24 protein-coding genes are annotated in these 22,507 nt (G+C 66.5%); 9 read left to right on the forward strand and 15 right to left on the reverse strand.

Annotation, left to right across the window (positions count from 1 at the left end; genetic code table 11):
* Positions 1 to 10: 10 nt before the first annotated feature.
* Positions 11 to 487 carry a biotin/lipoyl-containing protein gene (locus ABZ863_RS13565; RefSeq protein WP_358534901.1) on the reverse strand — a complete coding sequence of 159 codons (477 nt, stop codon included), beginning with the start codon at positions 485 to 487 and terminating at the stop codon, positions 11 to 13.
* A 297-nt stretch (positions 488 to 784) separates the two neighbouring features.
* On the opposite strand from ABZ863_RS13565, the gene ABZ863_RS13570 reads away from it, so the two are divergent.
* Entirely contained in the window at positions 785 to 1,411 is a 627-nt protein-coding gene (locus ABZ863_RS13570) for a TetR/AcrR family transcriptional regulator (protein ID WP_358534903.1), read from the forward strand.
* A gap of 80 nt (positions 1,412 to 1,491) precedes the next feature.
* Here ABZ863_RS13570 and ABZ863_RS13575 read toward each other — a convergent pair whose 3' ends face one another.
* The 5 genes from ABZ863_RS13575 to ABZ863_RS13595 all read right to left on the reverse strand — a co-directional run bounded on the left by ABZ863_RS13575 (position 1,492) and on the right by ABZ863_RS13595 (position 5,946).
* Positions 1,492 to 2,574 carry an LLM class flavin-dependent oxidoreductase gene (locus ABZ863_RS13575; protein WP_358534905.1) on the reverse strand — a complete coding sequence of 361 codons (1,083 nt, stop codon included), beginning with the start codon at positions 2,572 to 2,574 and terminating at the stop codon, positions 1,492 to 1,494.
* Between the two features lie 229 nt (positions 2,575 to 2,803).
* Positions 2,804 to 3,034: a hypothetical protein gene (locus ABZ863_RS13580; RefSeq protein WP_358534907.1), complete on the reverse strand. Its 231-nt coding sequence runs from the start codon at positions 3,032 to 3,034 to the stop codon at positions 2,804 to 2,806.
* Between the two features lie 21 nt (positions 3,035 to 3,055).
* The gene (locus ABZ863_RS13585; RefSeq protein ID WP_358534908.1) at positions 3,056 to 3,886 is read right to left on the reverse strand and encodes a mycofactocin-coupled SDR family oxidoreductase; all 831 of its coding nucleotides are present in this window, start codon (positions 3,884 to 3,886) and stop codon (positions 3,056 to 3,058) included.
* A gap of 29 nt (positions 3,887 to 3,915) precedes the next feature.
* Positions 3,916 to 4,815: an acyl-CoA dehydrogenase family protein gene (locus tag ABZ863_RS13590; protein ID WP_358534910.1), complete on the reverse strand. Its 900-nt coding sequence runs from the start codon at positions 4,813 to 4,815 to the stop codon at positions 3,916 to 3,918.
* Between the two features lie 6 nt (positions 4,816 to 4,821).
* Positions 4,822 to 5,946 carry an acyl-CoA dehydrogenase family protein gene (locus ABZ863_RS13595; RefSeq protein ID WP_358535064.1) on the reverse strand — a complete coding sequence of 375 codons (1,125 nt, stop codon included), beginning with the start codon at positions 5,944 to 5,946 and terminating at the stop codon, positions 4,822 to 4,824.
* Between the two features lie 146 nt (positions 5,947 to 6,092).
* Here ABZ863_RS13595 and ABZ863_RS13600 point away from each other — a divergent pair, with 146 nt between their 5' ends.
* From ABZ863_RS13600 to ABZ863_RS13620, 5 genes are read left to right on the forward strand one after another with little or no spacing between them, the layout of a single operon-like run.
* On the forward strand, positions 6,093 to 6,938 hold the full coding sequence (locus ABZ863_RS13600; RefSeq protein ID WP_358534912.1) for an enoyl-CoA hydratase-related protein: 846 nt from the start codon (positions 6,093 to 6,095) through the stop codon (positions 6,936 to 6,938).
* 31 nt (positions 6,939 to 6,969) lie between these two features.
* Complete coding sequence (locus tag ABZ863_RS13605; protein ID WP_358534914.1) at positions 6,970 to 8,229, forward strand: bifunctional 3,4-dihydroxy-2-butanone-4-phosphate synthase/GTP cyclohydrolase II; 1,260 nt, start codon at positions 6,970 to 6,972, stop codon at positions 8,227 to 8,229.
* Between the two features lie 2 nt (positions 8,230 to 8,231).
* Entirely contained in the window at positions 8,232 to 9,068 is an 837-nt protein-coding gene (locus tag ABZ863_RS13610) for a mycofactocin-coupled SDR family oxidoreductase (protein ID WP_358534916.1), read from the forward strand.
* Between the two features lie 16 nt (positions 9,069 to 9,084).
* A complete protein-coding gene (locus ABZ863_RS13615; RefSeq protein ID WP_358534918.1) occupies positions 9,085 to 9,528 on the forward strand; it encodes a nuclear transport factor 2 family protein in 444 nt (147 codons plus the stop codon).
* Between the two features lie 21 nt (positions 9,529 to 9,549).
* Positions 9,550 to 10,053: a flavin reductase family protein gene (locus ABZ863_RS13620; RefSeq protein ID WP_358534920.1), complete on the forward strand. Its 504-nt coding sequence runs from the start codon at positions 9,550 to 9,552 to the stop codon at positions 10,051 to 10,053.
* Positions 10,054 to 10,706: 653 nt separating this feature from the next.
* On the opposite strand, the gene ABZ863_RS13625 is transcribed toward ABZ863_RS13620, so the two are convergent.
* The 4 genes from ABZ863_RS13625 to ABZ863_RS13640 all read right to left on the reverse strand — a co-directional run bounded on the left by ABZ863_RS13625 (position 10,707) and on the right by ABZ863_RS13640 (position 13,436).
* The gene (locus ABZ863_RS13625) at positions 10,707 to 11,441 is read right to left on the reverse strand and encodes an SDR family NAD(P)-dependent oxidoreductase (protein ID WP_358534922.1); all 735 of its coding nucleotides are present in this window, start codon (positions 11,439 to 11,441) and stop codon (positions 10,707 to 10,709) included.
* Positions 11,438 to 12,352, reverse strand: a complete 915-nt coding sequence (locus ABZ863_RS13630; protein WP_358534924.1) for an alpha/beta hydrolase — start codon at positions 12,350 to 12,352, stop codon at positions 11,438 to 11,440. The genes ABZ863_RS13625 and ABZ863_RS13630 overlap by 4 nt, the downstream gene beginning before the upstream one ends.
* Positions 12,349 to 13,167: an SDR family oxidoreductase gene (locus tag ABZ863_RS13635; RefSeq protein ID WP_358534926.1), complete on the reverse strand. Its 819-nt coding sequence runs from the start codon at positions 13,165 to 13,167 to the stop codon at positions 12,349 to 12,351. Before ABZ863_RS13635 ends, ABZ863_RS13630 begins: the two co-directional genes overlap by 4 nt.
* An 80-nt stretch (positions 13,168 to 13,247) precedes the next feature.
* Entirely contained in the window at positions 13,248 to 13,436 is a 189-nt protein-coding gene (locus tag ABZ863_RS13640; protein WP_358534928.1) for an ATP-binding cassette domain-containing protein, read from the reverse strand.
* Positions 13,437 to 13,722: 286 nt separating this feature from the next.
* Between ABZ863_RS13640 and ABZ863_RS13645 the strand changes: the two genes are divergently transcribed.
* The 3 genes from ABZ863_RS13645 to ABZ863_RS13655 are packed head-to-tail and all read left to right on the forward strand — an operon-like array spanning position 13,723 to position 16,087.
* The gene (locus tag ABZ863_RS13645) at positions 13,723 to 14,187 is read left to right on the forward strand and encodes a hypothetical protein (RefSeq protein WP_358534930.1); all 465 of its coding nucleotides are present in this window, start codon (positions 13,723 to 13,725) and stop codon (positions 14,185 to 14,187) included.
* On the forward strand, positions 14,184 to 15,281 hold the full coding sequence (locus ABZ863_RS13650) for an LLM class flavin-dependent oxidoreductase (RefSeq protein ID WP_358534932.1): 1,098 nt from the start codon (positions 14,184 to 14,186) through the stop codon (positions 15,279 to 15,281). Before ABZ863_RS13645 ends, ABZ863_RS13650 begins: the two co-directional genes overlap by 4 nt.
* Entirely contained in the window at positions 15,281 to 16,087 is an 807-nt protein-coding gene (locus ABZ863_RS13655) for a mycofactocin-coupled SDR family oxidoreductase (RefSeq protein ID WP_358534934.1), read from the forward strand. Before ABZ863_RS13650 ends, ABZ863_RS13655 begins: the two co-directional genes overlap by 1 nt.
* Before the next feature lie 120 nt (positions 16,088 to 16,207).
* Here the strand turns inward: ABZ863_RS13655 and ABZ863_RS13660 are convergent, their stop codons facing one another.
* From ABZ863_RS13660 to ABZ863_RS13680, 5 genes are all read right to left on the reverse strand, one after another.
* Complete coding sequence (locus ABZ863_RS13660) at positions 16,208 to 17,704, reverse strand: AMP-binding protein (protein ID WP_358534936.1); 1,497 nt, start codon at positions 17,702 to 17,704, stop codon at positions 16,208 to 16,210.
* A 110-nt stretch (positions 17,705 to 17,814) separates the two neighbouring features.
* Complete coding sequence (locus ABZ863_RS13665; protein ID WP_358534938.1) at positions 17,815 to 18,744, reverse strand: OB-fold domain-containing protein; 930 nt, start codon at positions 18,742 to 18,744, stop codon at positions 17,815 to 17,817.
* Positions 18,745 to 18,850: 106 nt separating this feature from the next.
* Positions 18,851 to 20,005 carry a thiolase domain-containing protein gene (locus ABZ863_RS13670; RefSeq protein WP_358534940.1) on the reverse strand — a complete coding sequence of 385 codons (1,155 nt, stop codon included), beginning with the start codon at positions 20,003 to 20,005 and terminating at the stop codon, positions 18,851 to 18,853.
* A gap of 2 nt (positions 20,006 to 20,007) precedes the next feature.
* Positions 20,008 to 21,135, reverse strand: coding sequence for a hypothetical protein (locus ABZ863_RS13675; RefSeq protein WP_358534942.1), 1,128 nt, complete (start codon positions 21,133 to 21,135; stop codon positions 20,008 to 20,010).
* Positions 21,136 to 21,369: 234 nt separating this feature from the next.
* On the reverse strand, positions 21,370 to 22,419 hold the full coding sequence (locus ABZ863_RS13680) for an LLM class flavin-dependent oxidoreductase (protein ID WP_358534944.1): 1,050 nt from the start codon (positions 22,417 to 22,419) through the stop codon (positions 21,370 to 21,372).
* Positions 22,420 to 22,507 lie beyond the last annotated feature (88 nt).

Below are 22,507 nucleotides of genomic sequence, written 5' to 3' on the forward strand. Positions count from 1 at the left end.
TCAGTTCCTCTCACGCGTTCATACGGATCGCGACGAGCGGGGTACCCGCCTCCACCTGTTCGGCGTTCGCTGGGAACACAGCCGTCACCGTGCCCGCGACCGTCGTGACCACGTTGTTCATCAGCTTCATCACTTCCACGATGCCAATCGTGTCGCCGGCCGAGACGCCGGCTCCGACCTCGACGAAGGGGGCTGCTCCCGGCGATGGCGCGCGCCAGAACACGCCCACGCTCGGGGAGTTGATCACATGGTCGTCTGTCCTGGCAGTCTCGGTGGCCGCCCGCGCGACCGGTTCCGGCTCGACCGCGCGGGGCTGCGCAGGTTCAGGCGCCGCCACCGAGGACAGGGTCGGCGGCGTCGCGGCCGAGGGCAGGCCGTGCCGCCCCACTGCGATCCGGACGTCGCCGACGACGATTTCGGCCTGCTCCCAAGTGGACTCGTCCAGCGCCGCGAGGATCCGGGCAACATCGGCGGAATCGACGGTCATGACACTCCTTGACGTGATTCGAGGTCGTTCGACACCCGGCGGCGCCGGTGTGCGCCGGGCTTACCCTCGCGAGAATCTACCAAACAGATGGTTGGTACTCAATTGGTTGGTCGAAATTCGGGTTATGGACGGGATTATCGCAAGTCCTGCAGACGTGTTTCACCGTTTGCTATACACTGTTGGTTGGCCTTTCCGGGCGGCCGACAGGCGAAATTTCGGCCCACGCCGTCGGCGCTGCGGTGCCGACCTGGGACGCCTCGGGACGATATCGGCCATATCGAGCATGAGGGGACGACGATGGCGACCAGGCCCAAGGGACGGACCATCGACCGGCGCAACCGGGAACCAGAGATTCTCGCCGCGGCGATCGAGGTCTTCCACAAGAAGGGCTACGCGGCGGCCTCGCTGCGGGACGTCGCCGACATCGTCGGCGTGCTGAAAGGCAGCCTGTACCACTACATCTCCTCCAAAGAGGAGCTGCTGGCCCGAATCTGCGTCGAGTCGCACAAGCAGTCGTCGATGATCATGCAGGAGTCACTGGACTCCGCGGACACCCCCTTGGATCAGCTGCGCACTTTTCTGCACAAGACCGCAATCTGGTACCTCACCAATATCGAACGGGTGCACATCTACTTCAACGAAGGAAAGTGGCTCACCGGCGACCGCCTCGAGGAGGTGCGCACCCAGGGCCGCGAGTTCCACGCCTTCATCCGTTCGCTGATCGACAGGGCGCGCAGCGAGGACAGGATCCGCACAGACGTCGATCCGCGGGTCGCGGCTCAGCTGATCATCGGCGCGCTGAACAACATCTCCACCTGGTACCGGCCGGATGGGCTGTACTCACCCGAAGAGATCGCGGGCATCTACACCGACATGACACTGGCCTCGCTGGCGAACCCAGTCCCAGGCCTAGTTTCGGCTTGATCGCAGCCGCAGTCCCAGCCACACCGACAGGGGCGCCCGCACCCTCGCGCGGACGCCCCTGTCCTGCCGTACGCGTTTGCTCAGCTCGCCGCCGACACGGGCAGCTTCACCCGCGGCGCGACCTCCTGCGCGAGCAGGCGCAGCGACTCGTTCCACGGCGACGGGTCGTCAATGTAGTCGTAGTCGTAGGTCATGATCGTGCCGAACCCGCCGACCTCTTCCTGGAACTCCTCGAACTTGGCCACAACGGTGTCCGGGCTGCCGCAGATCCACACGTGCTCGGCGAGGAAGTCCACATCGATGTCCGACGGGTCCACACCCGTGCCCTCGGCAAGGCCGTTGAGGATGCCGAACTGCTTATACACCGGCAGCAGGTACTCGGTCCACGCCGCGCCCATGCCACCTTGCTTTGCGAGGCGCTTGGCCTCGGCGTCAGTCTCGGCAACGAAGACGTCCCGCACCACGTGGTGGACCTCGCGCTCGGCCGAACGGCCGGCCTCGGCCGCGGCCTCCGAGTAGACCTTCCAGTGGTTCTTCAGGAAGGCGCTGCCCGAGTACACCGACAGCGGCAGGTAACCACGCAGGCCGGCGAAGCGGATCGACGGCGAGTTGGCGCTCAGGCCGGTCACCCCCATCCTCACATTGCCGCCGTAGGGCAACATGTTCCGGAACGGGTGAGCCGGGTCCTCTTCCGGGAACCCGGCGCTGAAGTACTCGCCCTCGAAGTGGAACGGTTCACCCTTCCAGACCCGTTCCATGATGTCGATCGCCTCGCCGACCATTTTGTGGTTCTTCGACAGATCCGTGAGCCCGCGCAGCGCTCCGTCCGCGGGATAGGCTCCGGCGCCCACGCCGAGGATGTAGCGACCCTCCAGCACCTGCGTCAGCCAGGCAACCTGGATCGCCAGGGATGCGGGGTTGTGGTACGGGAGCAAGTGGGCGCCCGGGGCCAGAATGATGTTCTCGGTGTTCATCGCACAGGCCGACAACACCATCTCCGGGTTCGGGATGGATTCCCACGACTGAGTCGCGTGCTCACCGACCCAGTACTCCGTACAGCCGGCCTGGTCGGCGACTGTCGCGCGGTCGACCGCCCACTTGAACACCTCCCTCGCCGACCGTGTCGGCGGCATGAACGGGGTCTGGAACACAGCAGCGTGCACAGGTAGCTCCTTTGCCGAATGTTTCGTCCGGGCTCCACCCGTCCGATCTGCGGGCAGCCCGGTTGCCGCGGCTGACAACCAAGGTGACAACCAACCGACTGTTTGGCGAGCGTAGCCACAGCATGTGACCTAGTCAATGCATGGTTTGCGACCTTCGGACACCTCGCTCTGATTGTCAATCTAACGGGTGGTTCGTTAGCGTCCCGGTGTCGGCCTCCAGCGCGGGAGCCTAAAGGAACCGGCCCGTCAGCTGTTCGAGACGTACGGAAAACTGTTCAGCAACAGGGTTTTCAGCAATCGACGCAGCATCGCTACCGTCGGCAACCGGGTCTTCGTCGAGTACACGTGCAGCGGCAAGGCCGCGGCTGACGTGCCTGGCTAGGCCGCCGCGGGCGAGACCGCGAGCCTGGACCTCGGCACGTTCATGACCGTCCGCGACGGCCTGCTGGTGGAGCACCACGACTACGGCTGATCCCCCGGGCTATGCGATGAGGTGCCCGGCGTCCACAGGGAGCGTGACCCCGGTGACGTAGCGACCCGAGTCGGAGACCAGGTACAGCACGGCTTCGGTGATGTCTTCCGGTTCGACCACACCGACCGGAAGCAGGTTTCCCATGAGCTCGCCCAGCCGCGGATGTTTCGCACCGTACTCGGCCATGACGTCGTTGGTCACCATGGGCGTGTTGACACCTGTCGGGTGGACGCTGTTGACGCGAATCCCGTGTGGCGCGAGGTCGGCTGCGGTGCACCGCATCAGCCCGACAACCCCGTGCTTGGTGACGGTGTACGCAGTCAGGCTGAGATCGTTGTTCGCGGCATATCGAAGCCCCTGCGTAGACGATGTCAGCACGATGGCGCCGCCGTTGCCGGCACGGACCATCGCGGGCGCGGCTGCCTCGACGGTATTCCACACGCCGCTGAGGTTGATGTCCACAGTGGTCTGCCAGACCTGCTGACGCTGCTCGGGGTCCTCGGGCTCGGTGAGACTGATCGCAAGGATGCCCGCGTTCGCCACCACGATATCGAGCCTGCCGAACTCGGCTACCCCCTCGGCCACGACGGTGGCCAGCGCCGCCTGGTCACGCACGTCGGCCACCCTGACCAGCGCCCGGCGACCACGTTTCTCGACCTCGCGAGCGGTCTCCTCGAGCTCCGCCGGGGTGGACATCGGATAGTTGACCGCGTCGATCGGACCGCAGAGATCCACGGCGATGATGTCGGCGCCCTCTTCGGCGAGCCTGATGGCATGTGTTCGCCCCTGTCCACGGGCGGCACCAGTGATGAAAGCGACTTTTCCTTCGACACGACCCATAACGTGTTTCCCTTCCGACTCCGTTGTCGTCAATTGGTTTCGTGAAGCAGGCCCTGCACCAGCTCCCGTAGCGTGACCACGTGGCGCAGGTAAACGTGCACGCCCATCTCCCAGGTGATGCCCATCCCGCCGTGCACCTGGATCGCGCTCTCCACGATCTCCCGCGCCGTCGCGAGCGCATGCAACACGAGGCGCCGTGTGCTGATCGACTCGGCTCCATCGCAGTAGCCGTCGGCGGCCGCCCACAACACTGCAGTCTCCGCGCGTTCGGTGAGCTCCAGCATGTGCGCCGTGCGGTGCTTGATCGCCTGGAAGCTGCCGATCGGGACACCGAACTGCTTGCGCCCCTTGGCATAGTCGACTGCATCGCGGAGGCACCGCTTGGCTGCGCCCACGCCCTCCGCCGCCCACAGCACGGCAAGCTCACGTGCGGCCTCGGCGCCGAAGGCTGTGGCCTGGTCCGCTGTGACCGGCCGCAGTGTCAATGCGAACCCATCTGTCTCGCCGGTGGTACGGGACAGGAACGCATCCGGTTCGACACCACACCCGGCCAGGACCCGGACGTCCGGCTCGCCGCCGAAGGGGGCCACAAGCGCCCCGCCCGCAACCGCCACCGTCACCGGACCGGTGTGCTCGCGGGCGATGGCCGACCAGCGCTTCGCGGCGAGCGTGACGATCAGGGGCAGCGGGACACAGAACTCACCCCAGGTGATCGCGATCTCGGTGAGATCACGCAGCGAGGCGCCCGCTCCCCCGACCTCTTCCGGAACGCCGATCTCGTCCCAACCCCCCTCCCGCAGCGTGGCCCAGTCAAGCCCCGGCTCCTCCGTGTAGCGCAGCACCGGCTCGCCGCCAAGTGACCGGGCCAGCAGGTCACGGATGCCCTCGGCGGCCAGGTTCCCGATCTTGCCCGCAGTCAACTGTGTCATCGCCCCTCACTTCGGCAGGCCGAGCACCCGCTCGGCCATGATGTTGCGCTGGATCTCCGAAGAACCGGAGTAGATCGACGACGCCCTGGTCTCCAGGTACTGGTGGCGCCAGTGCGCGCGGTGCACCGGGCACGAGGCCGCAATGGCGAGCTGGGTCATCTCCTGCCACAGCTCGCTCCAGGTCACCTTCAGGACCGCGGATGCGCGGGCGAATGCCGCTGGATCGTTGGCGAGCTCGACGGCTTTGCTCACCTGCCAGCGCACCAGCTCGAGCCGGACCTCGAAGTCCGCGGCATCGAGTGTGCGCCCGACCCGGGCCGCGCAGCAGTGCAACAGCAGGTCCATGTCGCCGCGCATCTCGACATAGCGGGTGATCCCCTCGATCGCGCCGCGCTCGTTCTGCAGCACTGTCATCGCGACCTGCCACCCCTCACTTTCGCCTCCGAGCCGGTCCTCGTCGGCGACCCAGACGTCCTCGAAGAAGACCTCCGCGAAATGCGAGACGCCGGAGATCTGTTTGATCGGCCGGACGGTGACTCCCGGTTGCCGCATGTCGAGCAACAACATCGACAGATTGCGATATCGCGGCGCATCGGGATTGGTCTTCGCAAGAAGCAGGCTGCGATCGGCGACGTCCGCGAAACTGGTCCAAATCTTCTGCCCGGTGACGCGGTAACCGTCGCCGTCCCGGCGCGCACTCGTGGAAACGCTGGCAAGGTCGGAGCCCGCGCCGGGCTCGGAAAAACCCTGGCACCAGATCTGCTCGCCGGAAAGGATTCCCGGTAGGAACCGAGCCTGCTGCTCAGGAGTCCCATGCGCAATGAGCGTGGGCGCGGTGAGGATCTTGCCGATCCGGCCAAAGCCCTCCGGCGCATGAGCGCGCGCCGCGAGCTCGTGGAAAGCAACCTCTTCGGCCAGGCCTAAACCTTGCCCGCCATATTCGGCCGGCAGGGAGAGTCCCGCGTAGCCGGCACGGTGCAGTTGCTTGTCCCAATCCCGGCGGATCCCGGTGAGCTCAGCTGGTGAAAGCGAGCTGCGCTGGCTCCGCCAGCGCTCCGGCACAGCCTCGCGCAACCATCGTGCAGCGTCCTCGCGAAACCGCGCCAGGTCCGCACGCTCGGACAGCGTCATCGCCACCTCTACTTCCCAGGTAACCAACCAACTATCAGGCAGACTATGAACCAACTCACCGTCAAGTCAATGACAAAAAGAGTCTAGCCTGTATATGCTGCTCATCACTCAACATCTGAAAGACACAACCAAACGATCGGTTGTGAATGGCCGAGGAGGTCGGTGCGGTGCAGCAGGGATCGCCGGAGGCGAAGCCAGAGGTCACCCTCGAGCGCGAGGGACCGATAGCGTGGCTGACTTTCTCCAGGCCTGACCGGCTCAATGCGCTGTCGATGCGCATGCTGGACGAGCTGGTCGCGCACCTGACCGCCCTCGAGGCCTCGGACGCCCGGGTGGTGATCCTACGAGGCGAGGGGGACGCCTTCTCCGCGGGTTACGATGTTTCGCGCGAGTCGGAGGAGATTGGCGACGCACACAAGCGCAGCTCTGTCGCGGATCGCGACCGCCAGGCGGCCTACATCGAGCGCTTCACCCGCATCTGGAAGCATCCGCAGCCGGTCATTGCCGCGGTCCACGGCTACTGCATGGCCGGCGCCACCCAGCTCTCGTTGTTCTGCGATCTCACCGTGGTCGCCGAAGACACACAAATCGCCGCCTCACCTGCGATACCGCTCGGCGGCGGGTTCATCTCGCCGCTGTGGTCGTTCCAGGTCGGGCCGCAGCGGGCCAAGGAGATGTCGTTCGTACCCGGGCGGCGGATCGATGGGTGCACGGCCGCCGCATGGGGGTTCGCCAACACTGCGGTCCCCGCCGGCGCGCTGGAGCAGTACGTACGGGAGCTCGCGCTGTCTATCGCGAAAACACCCGCATCGATCCTGCGGATGAAGAAGCTCGCGATCAATCGCGTGCAGGAGCTGAGCGGGTTCCTCACCATCGCCGGTATCGGGGCCGACACCGACGCGCTGATTCACACCACACCTGACGTCTCCGAGTTACAGGAACTGATCAAGGAGATCGGCCTCAAGCAGGCGATCGCGCACTTCCGCGGCTGACACCCCGCACGGAAACGAGGAGGTCTTTCCCGTGCCCCTGACACCGGCCGAAGCAGTCCACCAAGCCGTCGCCGCGCTCGCAGACGGCCGGATGGTTGTCGTCACCGACGACCACGACCGCGAGAACGAGGGTGATCTTGTCCTCGCCGCCGAATGCATCACGCCGGCGCAGATGACGTTCCTGGTCCGGCACTCGACCGGGATCGTGTGTGCCCCGATGACCGGCGAACGCGCCGACACGCTCGGCCTGCCGCTCATGGTCGAGCACAACACTGACGCGCACGGCACGGCGTTCACGGTCCCGGTGGACCATCGTGACGCAGGCACCGGTGTCGCGGCCTCCGCACGGGTGCGCACCTGCCGCGCACTGGCAGAACCCGCCACCAGGCCCGAGAACCTGCGTCGGCCCGGCCATCTTTTCCCCCTCCGCGCTCGCGACGGGGGCGTGCTGGTCCGGGCCGGGCACACCGAGGCCGCGGTTGATCTGCTGCGCCTGACGAGCCGCACCCCAGTCGGCGTGATCAGTGAGCTGGTGGGCGCCGACGGTGAGATGCTCCGCGGCGCCGCACTCACTGCGTTCGCCAGCGAGCACGACCTCCCGCTGCTCGCGATCGCGGACCTAGTCCGGTACCGGCGGGCGACCGAGGAACTGGTGGAGCCAGTCGGCGAGTCCGCGATGCCGACTGTTTTCGGGGAATTCCGGGCGGTGGCCTACCGGTCGCGACTGGACGGCACCGAGCACCTCGCACTCGTTCTCGGTGACATCGCCGCGGCAGGTCGGACCGAGCGCGGCGCTTTGGTGCGCGTGCACAGCGAATGCCTGACCGGCGACATCGTCGGTTCGCTGCGCTGCGATTGCGGAGCACAGCTGGAACAGGCCCTCCAGGCGATCGCTGAGGAAGGTTGCGGAGCAGTCGTCTACCTGCGTGGCCACGAGGGCCGGGGAATCGGTCTCGGCCACAAGATCCGCGCTTACGCGTTGCAGGAACAAGGTCTGGACACAGTGGACGCGAACCTCGCGCAGGGCCTGCCCGTCGACTCACGCAGCTACGGCGTCGGCGCCCAGGTCCTTGGCCATCTCGGCATCCGGAAACTCCGCCTCATCACCAACAACCCCGCCAAGTACGGCGGGCTCGACGGGTACGGGCTGGAGATCGTCGGACGGGTCAGCCTACCGATCAGCCACAACCCCCATAACGTGCGCTACCTGCGCACCAAGCGCGACCGGTTGGGACATCTGCTTCCCGGCACGGCCGCACCATCGTCCATCGACCAGCAAAGGAGCTCGTGATCATGGCTGGACGTGTCGAGGACAAGGTCGCCTTCATCACCGGGGCAGCCCGCGGCCAGGGCCGAGCGCACGCCGTGACGCTCGCGCGCGAGGGCGCCGACATCATCGCCATCGACATCTGCGAGGACATTCCCGGTGTGCCGTACCCGGGCGGCACCCGCGAGGAGCTGGCCGAAACTGGGAAGGCGGTGGAAGCGCTTGGCCGCCGGGCCCGCACGGCAGTGGTCGACGTACGCGATGTGCAGGCCCTCACCGAATTTGTCGGCAGCAGCGTGGCCGAACTCGGCAGGCTCGACATCGTGGCCGCGAACGCCGGCATCGCGGCAGCGCCGACCACGGTCGCAGGTATGGAACCCCACATCTGGCGGGACATGATCGACATCAACCTGAACGGCGTCTACCACACCTGCCGGGCCACCATCCCGCACATCCAGGACGGCGGACGCGGCGGCGCGATCGTGATCACCAACTCGGTCGCCGGCCTGCACCCGTTCGCCAATGTCCCGCACTACGTGGCCGCCAAGCACGGCGTACTCGGGCTCGCCCGGTCATTGGCTCTCGAGCTCGGACCGGACAACATCCGCGTCAACAGCATCCATCCCACGCAGGTCGCCACCCCGATGGCAGACAACGAGGCGACCCACCGGATGTTCCGTCCCGACCTGGAGAACCCGACCCGGGACGACTTCCTGGAAGCCGCACGCACGCTGCAAGTGCTGCCCACGCCCTGGGTCCAGCCCGAGGACATCGCCAACGCCCTGCTGTTCCTGGTCTCCGATGAGGCTCGGTTCATCACCGGTGTCGCGCTGCCGGTGGACGCCGGCGCCTTGCTGAAGTAGCCGGCCAGGAGTGTCGATGCAGTACGAAGGTCCACTGAATCCGTTGGTACGTTTGGAGATCGGCGAGCTGTACGCCCGGTACGCCAAGTATTACGACGACGGGCAGGGCGAGAAGTTCGGCGCCCTGTTCACGTCGGCCGCCACCTTCGTGCGCGGACCCGGTACGGATCCGGTGGTCGGCCGCGACGAGATCGTCGAGCTGGCGCGCAGCGCAGGCACCCCCGGTATCCGCCATTTCGTGTCCAACGTCGTCGTGGATCCCGCACCCGGAAAGACCGCGACAGGTTCCGCCTACGTACAGGTCGTCACCGCGGACGAGGAAGCGGTCCGGCTGGTAACGATGGGCTGCTACACCGATGAGTTCCGGTACGAGGACGGCTCCTGGCGGTTCCACCTCCACCGCTACGACCCGTTCACCGGTGCCGGACTACGGGGCGCGGTACTCGCGACGATCTGCTGACAGCTGTCAAACCTGGGAGACATGGTGATCGAACTTCCCCCACTGGCCGGCGAGAAAGACGCGCTGCGCGAGGCATTCGGGTGCTTCCCGTCGGGCGTGACGGCCGTTTGCGCACTGATCGGCGGGGTACCGACCGGCATGGCCGCCAGCTCATTCACGTCGGTCTCGGTGGACCCGCCCCTCGTCTCGGTGTGTGTACAGAACACCTCGACGACCTGGCCGAAGCTACGGCCCCGCGCCCGACTCGGGGTTAGCGTGCTCGCCGAGGGCCACGACGCACAGTGCCGTAGCCTGTCGCGGAAAGAGGGCGACCGGTTCGCCGGTGTGTCCTGGGCAGCCACCGCCGGCGGCGCCGTGTACATCCACGGAGCCACAGCGTGGCTGGACTGCTCCATCGAACGCGAAGTCCCTGCAGGCGACCACTCGATCGCTCTGCTCCGCATCCACGGCCTGCGGGCCAATCCTGGCGCCGCACCGTTGATCTTCCACGGCAGCCGGTTCCGCACACTCGCCGCGATCAACTGACCGCTCCCGCAGGCGAGTCCCCGCTCCGGCTGGCGAGTCCCCCGCTCCGGCCCTAGCACGCGCATGGCGACCTGCCATCCGTGACCGTCGGCGCCGACAAGGTCCTCTTCGGACATTGACATCGACAGACATCGACATCGCTTCCGGAACGACACACCCTCCACTCCCTAACGCTTGTTTGCTAAATCTGCTACAGTGGCTTCGCGGGGTCGTCAAGCCGACGACGAGGAGTGCCATGACCGCAACCACACCGCCACCGCGTCGGTTCGCCAGTCGGTCGGATGTCGAGCACTTGCGCGAAGTCCCTGCAGTACACCTCATCGACAACAGGTGTGGCTGTCTGTGCCGGCCCATGGGCCACGACCACGGCATCTGCCGCGAGACTGCGGTATCCGGGCTCATGGTGCCGCTCGCGCGCAGCACCACTGTCCTCGTGTCGGCCTGCGGTGCCTGCTACAGCGCCGCAGCGGAACCTCGTCGTGGCGCGCCACCGGTACCGGGGCAGACCGATTCAACCAACCCCAGCGGCCGGGCCCAGCCGGCGAGGAACTTGGCAAGCTGAGAAGGCGGAGGGCATCGCCCATTAGTTGCCGGCCAGATCCCATCCTGGCATACCCCTAGATCGCGGTAGTGTCGACCAGCAACCCATCCGATCAGAGGGCGGTGAACCCACCGTCGACCGAGTAATACGAGCCGGTCACGAACGACGACTCGCGCGAAGCCAGAAAGCACACCACGGCGGCGACTTCCTCGGATGTGGCGAGCCTGCCCAGCGGATGCTTCGCCGCCAGCGCGGCCTTCTGCTCGGGCGAGCGCGGCGAGATCGCCGTGTCCACATAGCCCGGCGTGACCAGGTTGACACGTACACCATCAGCCGCATACTCCGCGGCCACAGCCTTGGTCATACCCAGGACGGCGTGCTTCGCCGCGGTGTAGGTGACGGCACCCGGCAGCCCCACCAGCGAACCGATCGAACCGATGTTCACGATCGACCCACCACCGCGTCCCGCCATCACCCCGGTCTCCGCCCGCAGGCAATGGAAAACACCGTCGAGGTTGACCGTCAGCACACGCCGCCATTCCGCGTCAGTCACCTCCGCCGTGCGAAAGGGTGTCGGAACGCCCACCCCGGCGTTGTTGACCGCCACGGTCAGCGAACCGAACTCCTCGACCGTGGCCGCCACTGCCGCATCGACCGCGACAGGATCGCGAACATCGAGCGCGAACGCGGCACCACCGATACTCGACGCCACCTCCCTGGCGGCAGCCTCGTCGATATCGGTGATCATGACCCGCGCACCCCGACGCGCCAGTTCGACCGCACAAGCCAAACCGATCCCGGCCCCGCCGCCGGTGACGAACGCGACCTCACCCCGCAACGCGTTCACGGGTCCACATGCGACTTGACGAAGCCGCGGATCGTCCGCAGGCTGTCGGACGCCTGCTCGAGGAACGGGAAAAGCGTCCAGATGTGCACCATGTCAGCAGGCAACGAAAGCTCCGCCGATCCCCCGGCCGCCCGCACGCTCTCGGCCATGCGGACGGAATCATCCCGCAACACCTCCGAGTTACTGGCCAGCAACAATAACGGGGGCAGGTCGTGGTGCTCGCCCCACAACGGTGAGCAGTACGGATGGTCGTGTGGGTCCCGGTCACCGATGTAGACCTTGCCCATCTCCACGACCATCGTCCGATCGATCAGCGGATCACAGTCCGCGCACTCCCGCATCGACAGGCCCTCCCCCGCCAGGTCGAGTAACGGCGAGATCGCAAAGGCCGCGGCCGGTTTCGGTTGGCTGGCATCCCGCAGCGCGAGCAGGGTCGCCATCGCCAGCCCGCCGCCGGCCGAGTCACCGCTGATCACGATGTGCTCGGGGCGCCAGGCCTCCAGCGCCCACTCGTAGACGGTCTTCGCGTCCTCGACTGCGGCCGGGTACGGGTTCTCCGGTGCCAGCCGGTAGTCGGGGACCAACACCGACAGACCGGTCGCGGCCGAGAGCCGGTAAGCGAAATCCCGGTACGACAACGAGGAACCCTGCACGTAGCCACCGCTGTGGAAATGGATGACCACGCGGTCCTGGCGTGCTCCCGGCGCACGTACCAGCCTGCCCGGGACCCCGCCAGCGTCGATCTCCTCGATCTCCGCATCGACCGCGATCTCGAAGCTCGCCGCGAGCGCCTCGAACCCCGCGCGCCACTCCTCGATCGGTGCCCCGACCGGCGGGGTCGCGGCCAAGAACATCTGGACTGCCTTGTCCAGCAGCGATTTCTGGTCGCCGGTTGCCTGATTCGTCTTCACTGGGAGGTCCTTTCTGCCGCCGTGACCAGGTCGCGGGTGTCAGCGAGGATCGGCAACGACGAGCTGATCCCTCCGTCGGCGTACACGATGTGCCCTGAGACGTACCGTGACTCGTCGGAGGCGAGGAACGCCACGACGTTCGCGATATCTTGCGGCCGCCCCACGTACGGCGTGAGACTGTGCCTGACGTAGATCTCCTGCGTCTTTTCGGGCATCGCGGCCGCGGTGTTCGGCGTGAGCACCAGGCCCGGCGCGACCGCATTGCACCGGATTCCCGACTTGCCCCATTGCGCGGCCACCGCCCGCGTGAGGTGCATGATCGCGGCCTTCGACATCCCGTAGGCCAGCATGTTCGCCTCACCCGCCACGCCGGAGACCGACCCCATGTTGACGATGCTGCCGCCGCCGGAGGAGATCATCAATGGAATCGCGTGCTTGCAAGCCAGCAGCGGGCCCAGTGCATTGACCCTCATCGTGTCCAGCCACACCGCCGCCTGGCTGCCGGTCACGTCGGGGTCGTCCGGGATGAGCTCGAGCGCCGCGGCGTTGTTGTCGAGGATGTCGAGACGCCCGTACCGTTCGACGGTTTCCCTCAGCAGCGCCACGATCTGCGCCTCCTCCCGGACGTCGGTCTCGATCGCCGACGCCGTGCCACCCTCGGCCGTGACTTCTTCGGCGACCGCGGCCGCTCGCGGACCGTCCTTGTCGGCGATGACGACGGTGGTGCCGTACGAAGCCAGCGTCCTCACCACTGCCTCGCCGATCCCGTTCGCGCCACCGGTCACGACCGCGACCTTGCCCCGCAGGCTTTTCATGTCGCTTCTCCAAATCGGTGTCAGTTCGTTCCTGACCAGAGTTTCTTGTACGTAGCCCTGGCCGGACCCGCCGAAGACGATCAGTTTCGCCCCTGCTGCACCCCGCAGAAGATCTTGATCAGCGTGGACATTCCGGACCCGTTGCCGCCGCGCGGGGCGTGGATCTCGCCCACGGCGATCTCGAGGTCGACGCTGTCGAGTGCACGCGTTCCCGGAAATTTCTTGGACAGTGATTTCGCGGCCAACACGGGACCGCGGTCAGCCGGCATAGGCACACCCCGAATCTCCGTTGCTCAGCAAGCAAAAAGTAGATCCGGCGACCTCCACCTAATATCTGGTAGGCCGCTCGGCGCGGCCGTGGTTGGTGACACCAGGCCGGACCGACGTCGATTTCAGCACGCCTATGCCAAGCAGTCAACCAACCGGCCAAGTACGACGTCACGAACCGGTAACCCGGCAACCCGGTTTCGATGGTGGTCTACCAACCGAGTGTTTGTTAACATCTTCTTGGTCCCCCGATGGTGTGGTTCCGGCTTCCGGTCAGGAGGGTTCGCGATGACAGGCAGGCTGACCGGGCAGATCGCTTTCATCACCAGCGCCGCTCGCGGGCAGGGGCGTGCACGCGCGGTCGCCATGTCACACGAGGGCGCGGACATCGCGACGGTCGATATGTGCCGCCAGATTGAGGGTTTCCCCTACTCCCTCGCAACCGAGGACGATCTCGACGAGACGGTCGGACTGGCAGAGGGACTCGACCGCCACTGCCTCGGCGTCATCAACCACGGGATCGTGCTGACGGCGCCGTGGGACACGGTGACCGACAAGGACTTCGGCACAATGATCGAGGTCAATCTGAGCTTGGTCTGGCGTGCTGCGAGGGCTCCGATCCCGCACTTTGTTGTCCGCGGCGGTGGCGCACTGCCGACTAGCCAACTGCCCGGCATACCGCCGATCACGGCCACCCGGATCGTCAATCTTGAGGACGCATTCGACACACAGTCCGGAAAGGATGGTCGATGAAGATCATATACACCCCGGTGTGGCAGAATCCCGGCAGCAAACGGTCTGCCCGCGACTTCGTCCGCGAAGAGATCGAACTGATGGAGCTGGTGGAGGGGCTCGGTTTCGACGCGACGTTCAGTCCGGAGCACCATTTCGACATCGACTACTCGGCCTGCCCGGACAATTTCCTTCCGCTGAGCTACATCGCCGCCAGGACCACGACACTGCAGGTCGGGCTCGGCGCGGTAATCCTTCCCTGGAACGACCCGTTGCGCGCCGCCGAGAAGCTGTCCTTCTTGGACCACCTGAGCGACGGCCGCTGCCTTGTCGGCCTCGGCCGTGGCCTCGCCAAGATCGAATACGATCACTTTGGGATCGAAATGAGCTCCTCTCGCGGCCGGTTCGACGAGGCCGCGGAGATGGTCATCAACGCGCTGCGCACCGGGTACATCGAGGGCGACGGGCCGTACTACCCGCAGAAACGCACCCCCATCCACCCGAAACCGCGCCCCGCGCTGGCGGACGAGCTCTACTCGGTCGGGATGTCCCCCGACTCGGCCGTCGTCGCGGGAGAACTGGGTGCCCGCCTGCTGACGTTCGTCACCAAGCCGGTCCCGGACATGCTGCCATTGATCGAGGGCTACTGCGCAAAGTACGCGGACACCCATTCCGACGGCCGGTCCCATGTGGTTCTGGACGACTTCTTCCTGGTTCGCGAGAGCGCCGACGAGGCGCTGGAGCTGGGCATGCTGTACGCATCGAACTACTTCAAGACGGTGGTGCGGCACTACGAAATGGACGGCACGCACTTCGAGAACGCCAAAGGCTACACGGCGTACGCCGAGGACGCGAAAGCGCTGCGGGAAGCCGGAATCGACGCCGCCGCCGAAGCGTACGTCAACGCCCAGGTCGGGATCGGCACCCCCGCCCAGATTGTCGAGCGCATCGAAGAACGGTTCAAGCTGCTGGGCCCCGAAATCAGCCAGGCGGGCTGTTTCTTCTACGGCGGCATGAGTAAACAAGCCGCCGCACACAGCCTCGAACTGTTCGGGCAACAGGCGATCCCGGCCATCAGGGAACTGGCCCGAACCTATGTTACGGAGGAATCGTGATGGGACGAGTTGCAGGCAAGGTCGCGTTCATTACCGGCGCGGCACGTGGTCAGGGTCGGAGTCACGCGCTGACGCTGGCGGCGGAAGGCGCGGACATCATCGCCGTCGACGTCTGCCGCGACTACGAGACGACCGCGTACCCGATGGCCACGCGTGAGGAGCTGGCCGAAACCGGCCGGCTCGTCGAGAAGCTGGACCGCCGTGTGGTCACCGCAGTCGCCGACGTCCGCCACGCCGGGCAGCTGCGGGACGTACTCGTCGAGGGCGTCAACACGCTGGGCCGCCTGGACATCGTGTGCGCGAACGCGGGGATCTGCACGCTGCAGACCTGGGACGAGGTGACCCCGGAGATCTGGCGCGAAACGCTGGACACCAACATCGTCGGGGTGTGGAACACACTCACCGCCGCCGTGCCACACCTGATGGCGGGCGGCGGGGGCGTGATGATCGCGACCAGCTCGACGGCCGGGCTCAAGGGACTCCCCTTCCTCTCCCCGTACGTGGCGTCGAAACACGCCGTCGTGGGTATCGTCAAGTCGCTGGCGAACGAGCTCGCCAAGCACCGCATCCGCGTCAACAGCGTGCACCCGACCGGGGTGCCGACAACCATGCTGGAGGGGCTGGGCGGCCTCGACGCGCTCATCAACCAGGATGCCGAGCTCGGCCCGCTGTTCCGCAACGCGTACCCGATCGAAACCGTCGAACCGGTCGACATCAGCAAAGCCGTGCTGTACCTGGCCTCCGAGGACGCGCGCTACGTCACCGGTGCGCAGCTGTGCGTCGACGCAGGCCTGGTCGCCAGGTGAGAATTCGTCGGCGTGGCAGGGCCCGGCCGCCGTCACGCGCAGCAGCACCTGCCCCGGGCCGGGAACCGGTTTCGGTAGCTCGGCCACCTCGGAACCCGCGCCGCTACTGAAGCGCACGTATCAGGGTTTCCTCGCCGCGCCGGCGATCAGATCGCGTACCGCCGCACGCGAGACCTTCAGGCTGGGAGTCGTGGGCAGGGCGTCCAGGAAGACGACCTTTGTCGGCTTCTTGTAGCCCGCGAGGTGGCGGCGGCAATGGTCGATGACGTCTTGTTCGCCGAGCGTCGCACCGGGTACGCAGACCACTGCCGCCGCAACGGTCTGGCCCCAGCGCTCATGCGGCACGCCGACAACGGCGCACGCGGCGACCCGACGATCGGCCGCGATGACACGTTCTACTTCGGACGGATAGACGTTCATCCCGCCGGACACGATGAGATCCGTCCGCCGTTCCGCGATACGCACGTGACCGCCCGGATCGATCGAGCCGAGGTCACCGGAGTGATACCACCCGTTGCGGAAACTGCTCGCGGTGTCCTCCGGCCGGTTCCAATACCCGGACGCGAGCGCGGGTGAACGGATCAACAGCTCGCCGACCGTCTCCCCGTCGTGTGGCAGGTCGCCGGCCAGCCGAATGGCCGTCTCCACCGCCGCGCGGCCGACGGTGCCGAAGTCCCCACGGTCGATGTCGGCCGGCACGGTCACGGCCGCCAGACCGCCGGAGTTCTCCGTCATTCCCCAGCCTTCGACGAGCCGGTTGCCGCTGGCTTCCGCGAATGCCCGCAGCTTGTCGGGATCCGCCTTCGACGCCGAATGCAGGACCGTCAGCACCGTGCGCCATCGATCTGGGTATTTGGCGACGGACTGGGTGAACTCCTGCAACAGGGGCGTTGGTACGTAAGTAAAAGTGGCTTTGGTCCGGGCGATGGCGTGTGACAGCGAATCGACGTCCCATTTCCCGAGGAACACGACCGTGCCACCGACCTGGAAATGGGAGAAGACGTGCGCCGGTACCACGGCCACGAACGACATCGAGCCGGTCATCGCGGCGATGCTACCGACCGGCAACCGGTACGAGATCGCATTCAACCGCGCGATCGCCGTGACAGACCGGTGCGTCAGCATCGCGCCTTTCGGTCGCCCGGTAGTCCCGCTCGTGTAGCCGAGCACGAAAAGGTCATCCGGTGCCGGTGCGGGTAGCGGTGCCGCACTCGCGACGGCCTCCAGCTCGGGTCCGAGCAGCGCCAGCGCGACCGTCGTCTCGTCCAGTTCGGAGACACGATCTGCCACGGTCGCGTCGAACACGAGCGCACGGGCACACGAATCCTCGATGAGATGGTGCGCCTCACTCGCCGTGTAACGCGCATGCACCGGAACGACGACGAAACCAGCGAACGCGCAGGCGACGTACAGTGCCACGTACTCCGGACCGTCCGCCAGCCAGGCCGCGACGCGGTCCCCGTGCCGAAGACCGCGCGCCAGTAAGGCGTAAGCCAGCTCGTCGCCGCGCCGCTCGAGTTGGGCGTAGGTCGTCGTGGAGCCGTCGTGGTCGATGACAGCCGCACGTCCGGGATGGATCGAGGCGCGGTACCGGATCTGACTGGCGATCGTATCCATTTCCTCTCCACCACCGGTCTACGCGCGCAGCGCGCCGACCGACGAACCGGACGGCGACGGATGCCATGGCCGGAAGCGCGCGCCCGCGATCGCCGTACAGCTCCCGGACATCACCCCTCGCCGAGGATCGGCTCGAAGTAGTCAATGTCGGCCAGCGCGCCGCGCGGCGGCACGCCTTCCTTCCACACCGCGCGCACCGGCATGCCGATGTGCAGGAGTTCCCCGGCTTCGTCGATGTCGAACCCGCCGACGTTGTGGATCAACCGGGTGCCCGATCCATCGAGCGTGATTTCCGCATACACATATGGCGGTGTACGCGTCTGGCCTTCGAATTCGAGATGGATCACCGAGAACGCCTTCAGGATGCCGGTGTCCGCGACATCGACCACCTGTGCCGTCGGCACGAAACACGCGTCGCAGTTGCCCCGCGGCGGTACCAGTACGTTCTGGCAGCTCGGGCACTTCACGCCGACAATCCGGCGGTGTGCAGCCAGCTCGTCGAACATCCTGCCGTAGTACGGCCCGTAGGCGTGCCGGTAGTCCAGCTCGAGCCGGTACGGCAGCATGCTGATCGGCTCGGCGGTGGAGTCCAGCGGCGTCACCGCGTCCGCGACGGGCGCGTCGCCGAGTTCGAACCCCGCCAGGGTGAGGAAACCCTGGTCGGGTTCGGACGACCACACCGCCTTGACGCGCGCGCCGTTGGCGAGTCCACCGGTGTCGCCGAGGACGCGGTGCACCAGGTCCGTGTCGGCGCCGTCGAGCCGGATAGTCGCGAGTGCACCCGAGGCGGTCCGGGTCCAGGCCGTGACGGTCCCGGTGCCTGGCACCACGACGAGCTCCGCCGCTTCTTCCCCGTCAATGTAGTCCTGCGCCGGCACCACGACCTTGCCGCCGGCCGATCGAGAACCGACGATCCGGTGCTGGGCCAGCTCCGCCAGGAAGGTACCGGCCGCGCGCCCCGTGGTGAGCGTGTAGGGCATCGTGAGCGTCGTCTCGTAGGCCGGTGCCTCGTCGATGCTCGTCTGCAATCCGCTTGTCACGATTCGTCCTTTCGTTGCCTCACACGCCGGCAGGCTCCCACCGCGCTCAGTGCCACTGATCCGCTGAGGCGCGGTGCCGGCCGCGCAATCCCTTGCCGCACACCGTTCACGACTTAGTCGAGCTCACTACCGCGACACCACGCAGGTTCGCCCAGCCACCACCGGCCTGCATGAGACCGACCTTCGCGCCGGGGATCTGGTAGTCGCCGGCGCGACCTCGCACCTGCTGCGCGACCTCGGCCAGCCGGATCAGCGCCGTCGCACCGATGGGGTTGGCACCCATGCAGCCGCCTGACGGGTTGACGGGGATGTCGCCGTCGATCTGGGTGGCGCCGGACGCGATCAGCTCGGCGGCGCCGCCCTGGCGGCACAGACCCAGACCCTCGTAGTAGCTCAGTTCGAAACAGGTGTAAGGCTCCTGCACCTCCACCACATCGCACTGGCGGCGCGGGTTGGTGATCCCGGCCTGCTTGTACACTTTCTGCGCGGCCAGGGTCAGCGGCTCGGACTGCAGCATCGAGCGCCCGATCGCGTTCTCGGCCTCCGCGTAGTAGGCCATGCCGCGGATCCACGCCGGGTTCGGCGATTTCTTCGCCGCTCCTTCGCTCGCCAGCACCACGGCACATGCGCCGTCGGAGATCGGCGGCACGTCCAACAGCTTGATCGGCGCGCACAGCGGTCGAGAGTTCAGCACGTCCTCGACGGTGACTTCCTTCTTGACATGCGCGTAGGGATTGCGGATCGCGTTGCGGCGGTTCTTCACCGACACCATGGCCGCGGCTTCCTCGGTGTGCCCGAGTGGTTCCATCCGCGAACGCCAGTAGGCCGCCGAGAAACCCATGATGCCGACCGCGAACTCCCGGCCCCAGAACGGGTCGTAGAGCGTCGAGATCGAGTACTGGAGGGCACCTTCGGAAAGCTTGTCATAGGCGACCACCAGCACCCGTTCCGCGGCCCCGCCGGCGATCTGGTTCACCGCGCTCAGCGCACCCGCGAGCCCGGTACCGCCACCGCTGGTCACCCGGACCACCGGCTTCAGCCGCGCGCCGAGCGCGTCGGCAAGCCATTTCTCGGGCTGGTTCACCGCGGCGAAGAGCACCGGCCCAGTGCAGACCACCACGCTGTCGATGTCGTCGATCGTCAGATCGGCGTCTTCCAGCGCCCGCACCGCGGCCTCGCGAGCCAACCCCACCTGGGTCACATCGGTCCGGCGCCGCGCGTGATGAGTCTGGCCCGCACCAATAATGGCAACGTTTCGCACGCTCAAACCTCCAAGGTGAACACACAGTGGTTCTGCATCCCGAGCCCGCCCGCGCCGTGCACGACGGCACTGCGTGCACCGGACACCCCGATCTGCCCAGACAGCCTGCCGACGGCCTCATGCAGCCGCACCAGGCCGGTCGCCATGATCGGGTCGGCAGGGATCGCCCCACCGGAAGGATTGACCACAGTGGATGATGACCCGTCGTAGAGCGCGACCGCCTTGCCCTTCCCGGCGAGGCCGAGCGCCTCCAGGACCATGAGCTCGGCGGCTGCTGAACCTGCGCTCACCTCGGCGAGGCCGAACGTCGACGGGTCGTCGATCCCGGCGCGCCGGTAGGCGGTCTGCGCCGCGGCCGCGCAGGCTTCCAGCTCTCCCGCCTTGCGTTCGGCCAGCATGTGCGCATCCATAGCCGAACCCGCACCGGTGAGCCACACCGGAGTCTGCGCACAGCGGCGGGCGACCTCCTCGGTGGCCAGGACGACCGCCACCGCACCATCCACCGGGCGGGAAACCTCCCACTGGCGCAACGGTTCCGCGACCCACTTAGCGTTCGCGATCGCGTCCCGGTCCGGCACCTGGCCGGTTTCCACCCCGGCGTTCTCGGCAGCGCGCGCCCAGTCGTAGGCGGCGACATCGGCCAACGAGTCGGCCGGAAGGCCCACGGCCGCGAGGTACTGGTTGGCCATCAGACCGGCGGCCGAAAGCTGGTCAAGCCCCACCGGGCGCTGGTAGAACGGCTCGGCGATGCTCGAGTAGTACAGGGAAACGTCCGCTTCGGACGGTTTGGAGTAGGCCACTACCACGGCGACCTTCGCGTCGCCCGCGGCGATCTTGTTCATCGCGTAGGCGGCGCTCCACAACCCATCCTCCTCAACCCGCGACTCCTCTTTGTGGTGCGCGCCCATCGCACCGAGGAAGCCACAGTTCGAGATACTCCGGCCGTCCAGCACGTCACTTCCGGAGTCGACGACCAGATCGACATCCTCGATGCCGAGGCCGGTGCCCTTCAAAGCACTGGAGACCGCCGAGAAGATCAGGTCCACATGCTGCAGGCCGCTCCATGCTTCCCGGAGCTGCGTCTGAGCGGACGCGACAGCAGCTACCCGGCTGAGATCGGATGACGACATGGATCGACCCTAACAAACCAACTACTCGTTTGGTAGACCTTCTCCATCGTGACTTTTCTTGTGTGGCTTGGGTTTAGCCGTATCCACGGCACTCGAGAATCGTCCCGCGTCGAACGGTGAACCGGACGCATAGTTGAGCCGCACGCGCTCGCCCGCCCCGCAGGTCCGCGGCGGCCGTGGCCGTCCAGGTGTGTTCGATGAGGACAGTCTCGGCGTCGAGACTTCCCATGAATGTCAGGCGTCCTGGAGCTTCGGCGCCACCTCGGTGGTGAGCAGCTCGAGCGAGTGGTTCCAGGGGCCGGGGTTCTCCGTGTAGTCGTGGCCGTAAACCAGCGTGGTCCCCCACCCGCCGGTCCGTTCCTGGATCGAGGCGAGCTTTTCCGTCACGGTGTCCGGCGAGCCCACGATCCACACGTGCTCGGCCAGGGTGTCCACGTCGACATCGTTGAGGTCATGGCCTGGCAGCATCTTCTGCAGCAGGCCGAACTGCTTGTACACCGGCAGCAGGTAGTTCAGCCACGCCTGGCCCATACCGCCCTCCACGGCGAGCTTCTTGGCCTCGGCGTCGGAGTCGGCGACCACGACGTCGCGCACGACCCGCAGATCGGACCGGTCCACGGCGTGCCCGGCCTCCTTGGCGGCGGCCTCGTAGGTCTCCCAGTGGTTGGCGATCGCCGCTTCGCCCGCATATACAGACAGCGGCAAGTAGTTGTTCTTGCCCGCGTAGGCCAGGGTCGGTGAATTCGGGCTCAGGCCGGCCATCGCGAGCCTGACCTTGCCGCCGTACGGCCGTGGGTCGCGCCATTCGTGCCCGTCGACCGCCTCGGGGAAGCCGGCTTTCCAGAACGCGCCCTCGTAATGAAAGGGCTTGCCCTGCCAGATCCGCTGCATGATGTCGATCGACTCGATCATCATCTTGTGGTTATTCGACAAATCCTTGAGCCCGCGCACGGCGCCGTCACTGGGGTACGCGCCCGCGCCGACACCGAGAATGTAGCGCCCCTGGGTGACATGCGTCAGCCAGGACACCTGCAGTGCCAGCGTCCCAGGGTGGTGATACGCGGGAAGGTGCGCACCCGGCGCCAGCACGATGTTGTCGGTTCCCCGCGCCGCGGCGGCGATGACGAGCTCCGGATTCGGGATGGACTCGTACGACATCGTGGCATGCTCGCCGATCCAGTACTCGGTGAAACCGAGCCGATCACACACCTCGGCCTGGCCCACCGCCCAGTCGAAGACCTCCCGTGGGGAACGCGTCGGCCGCATGAAAGGCGTCTGGAACATCGCAAACTTCATTGTCCGGCTCCAAGAAGAATGTGGAATACCTGAGGTCGCGCACTGTGACGGCCACCATACCAAACCACTAATTGGT

The organism is Saccharomonospora sp. NPDC046836 (assembly GCF_040645195.1).
In the GTDB taxonomy this organism is placed as follows: Bacteria; Actinomycetota; Actinomycetes; order Mycobacteriales; family Pseudonocardiaceae; genus Prauserella_A.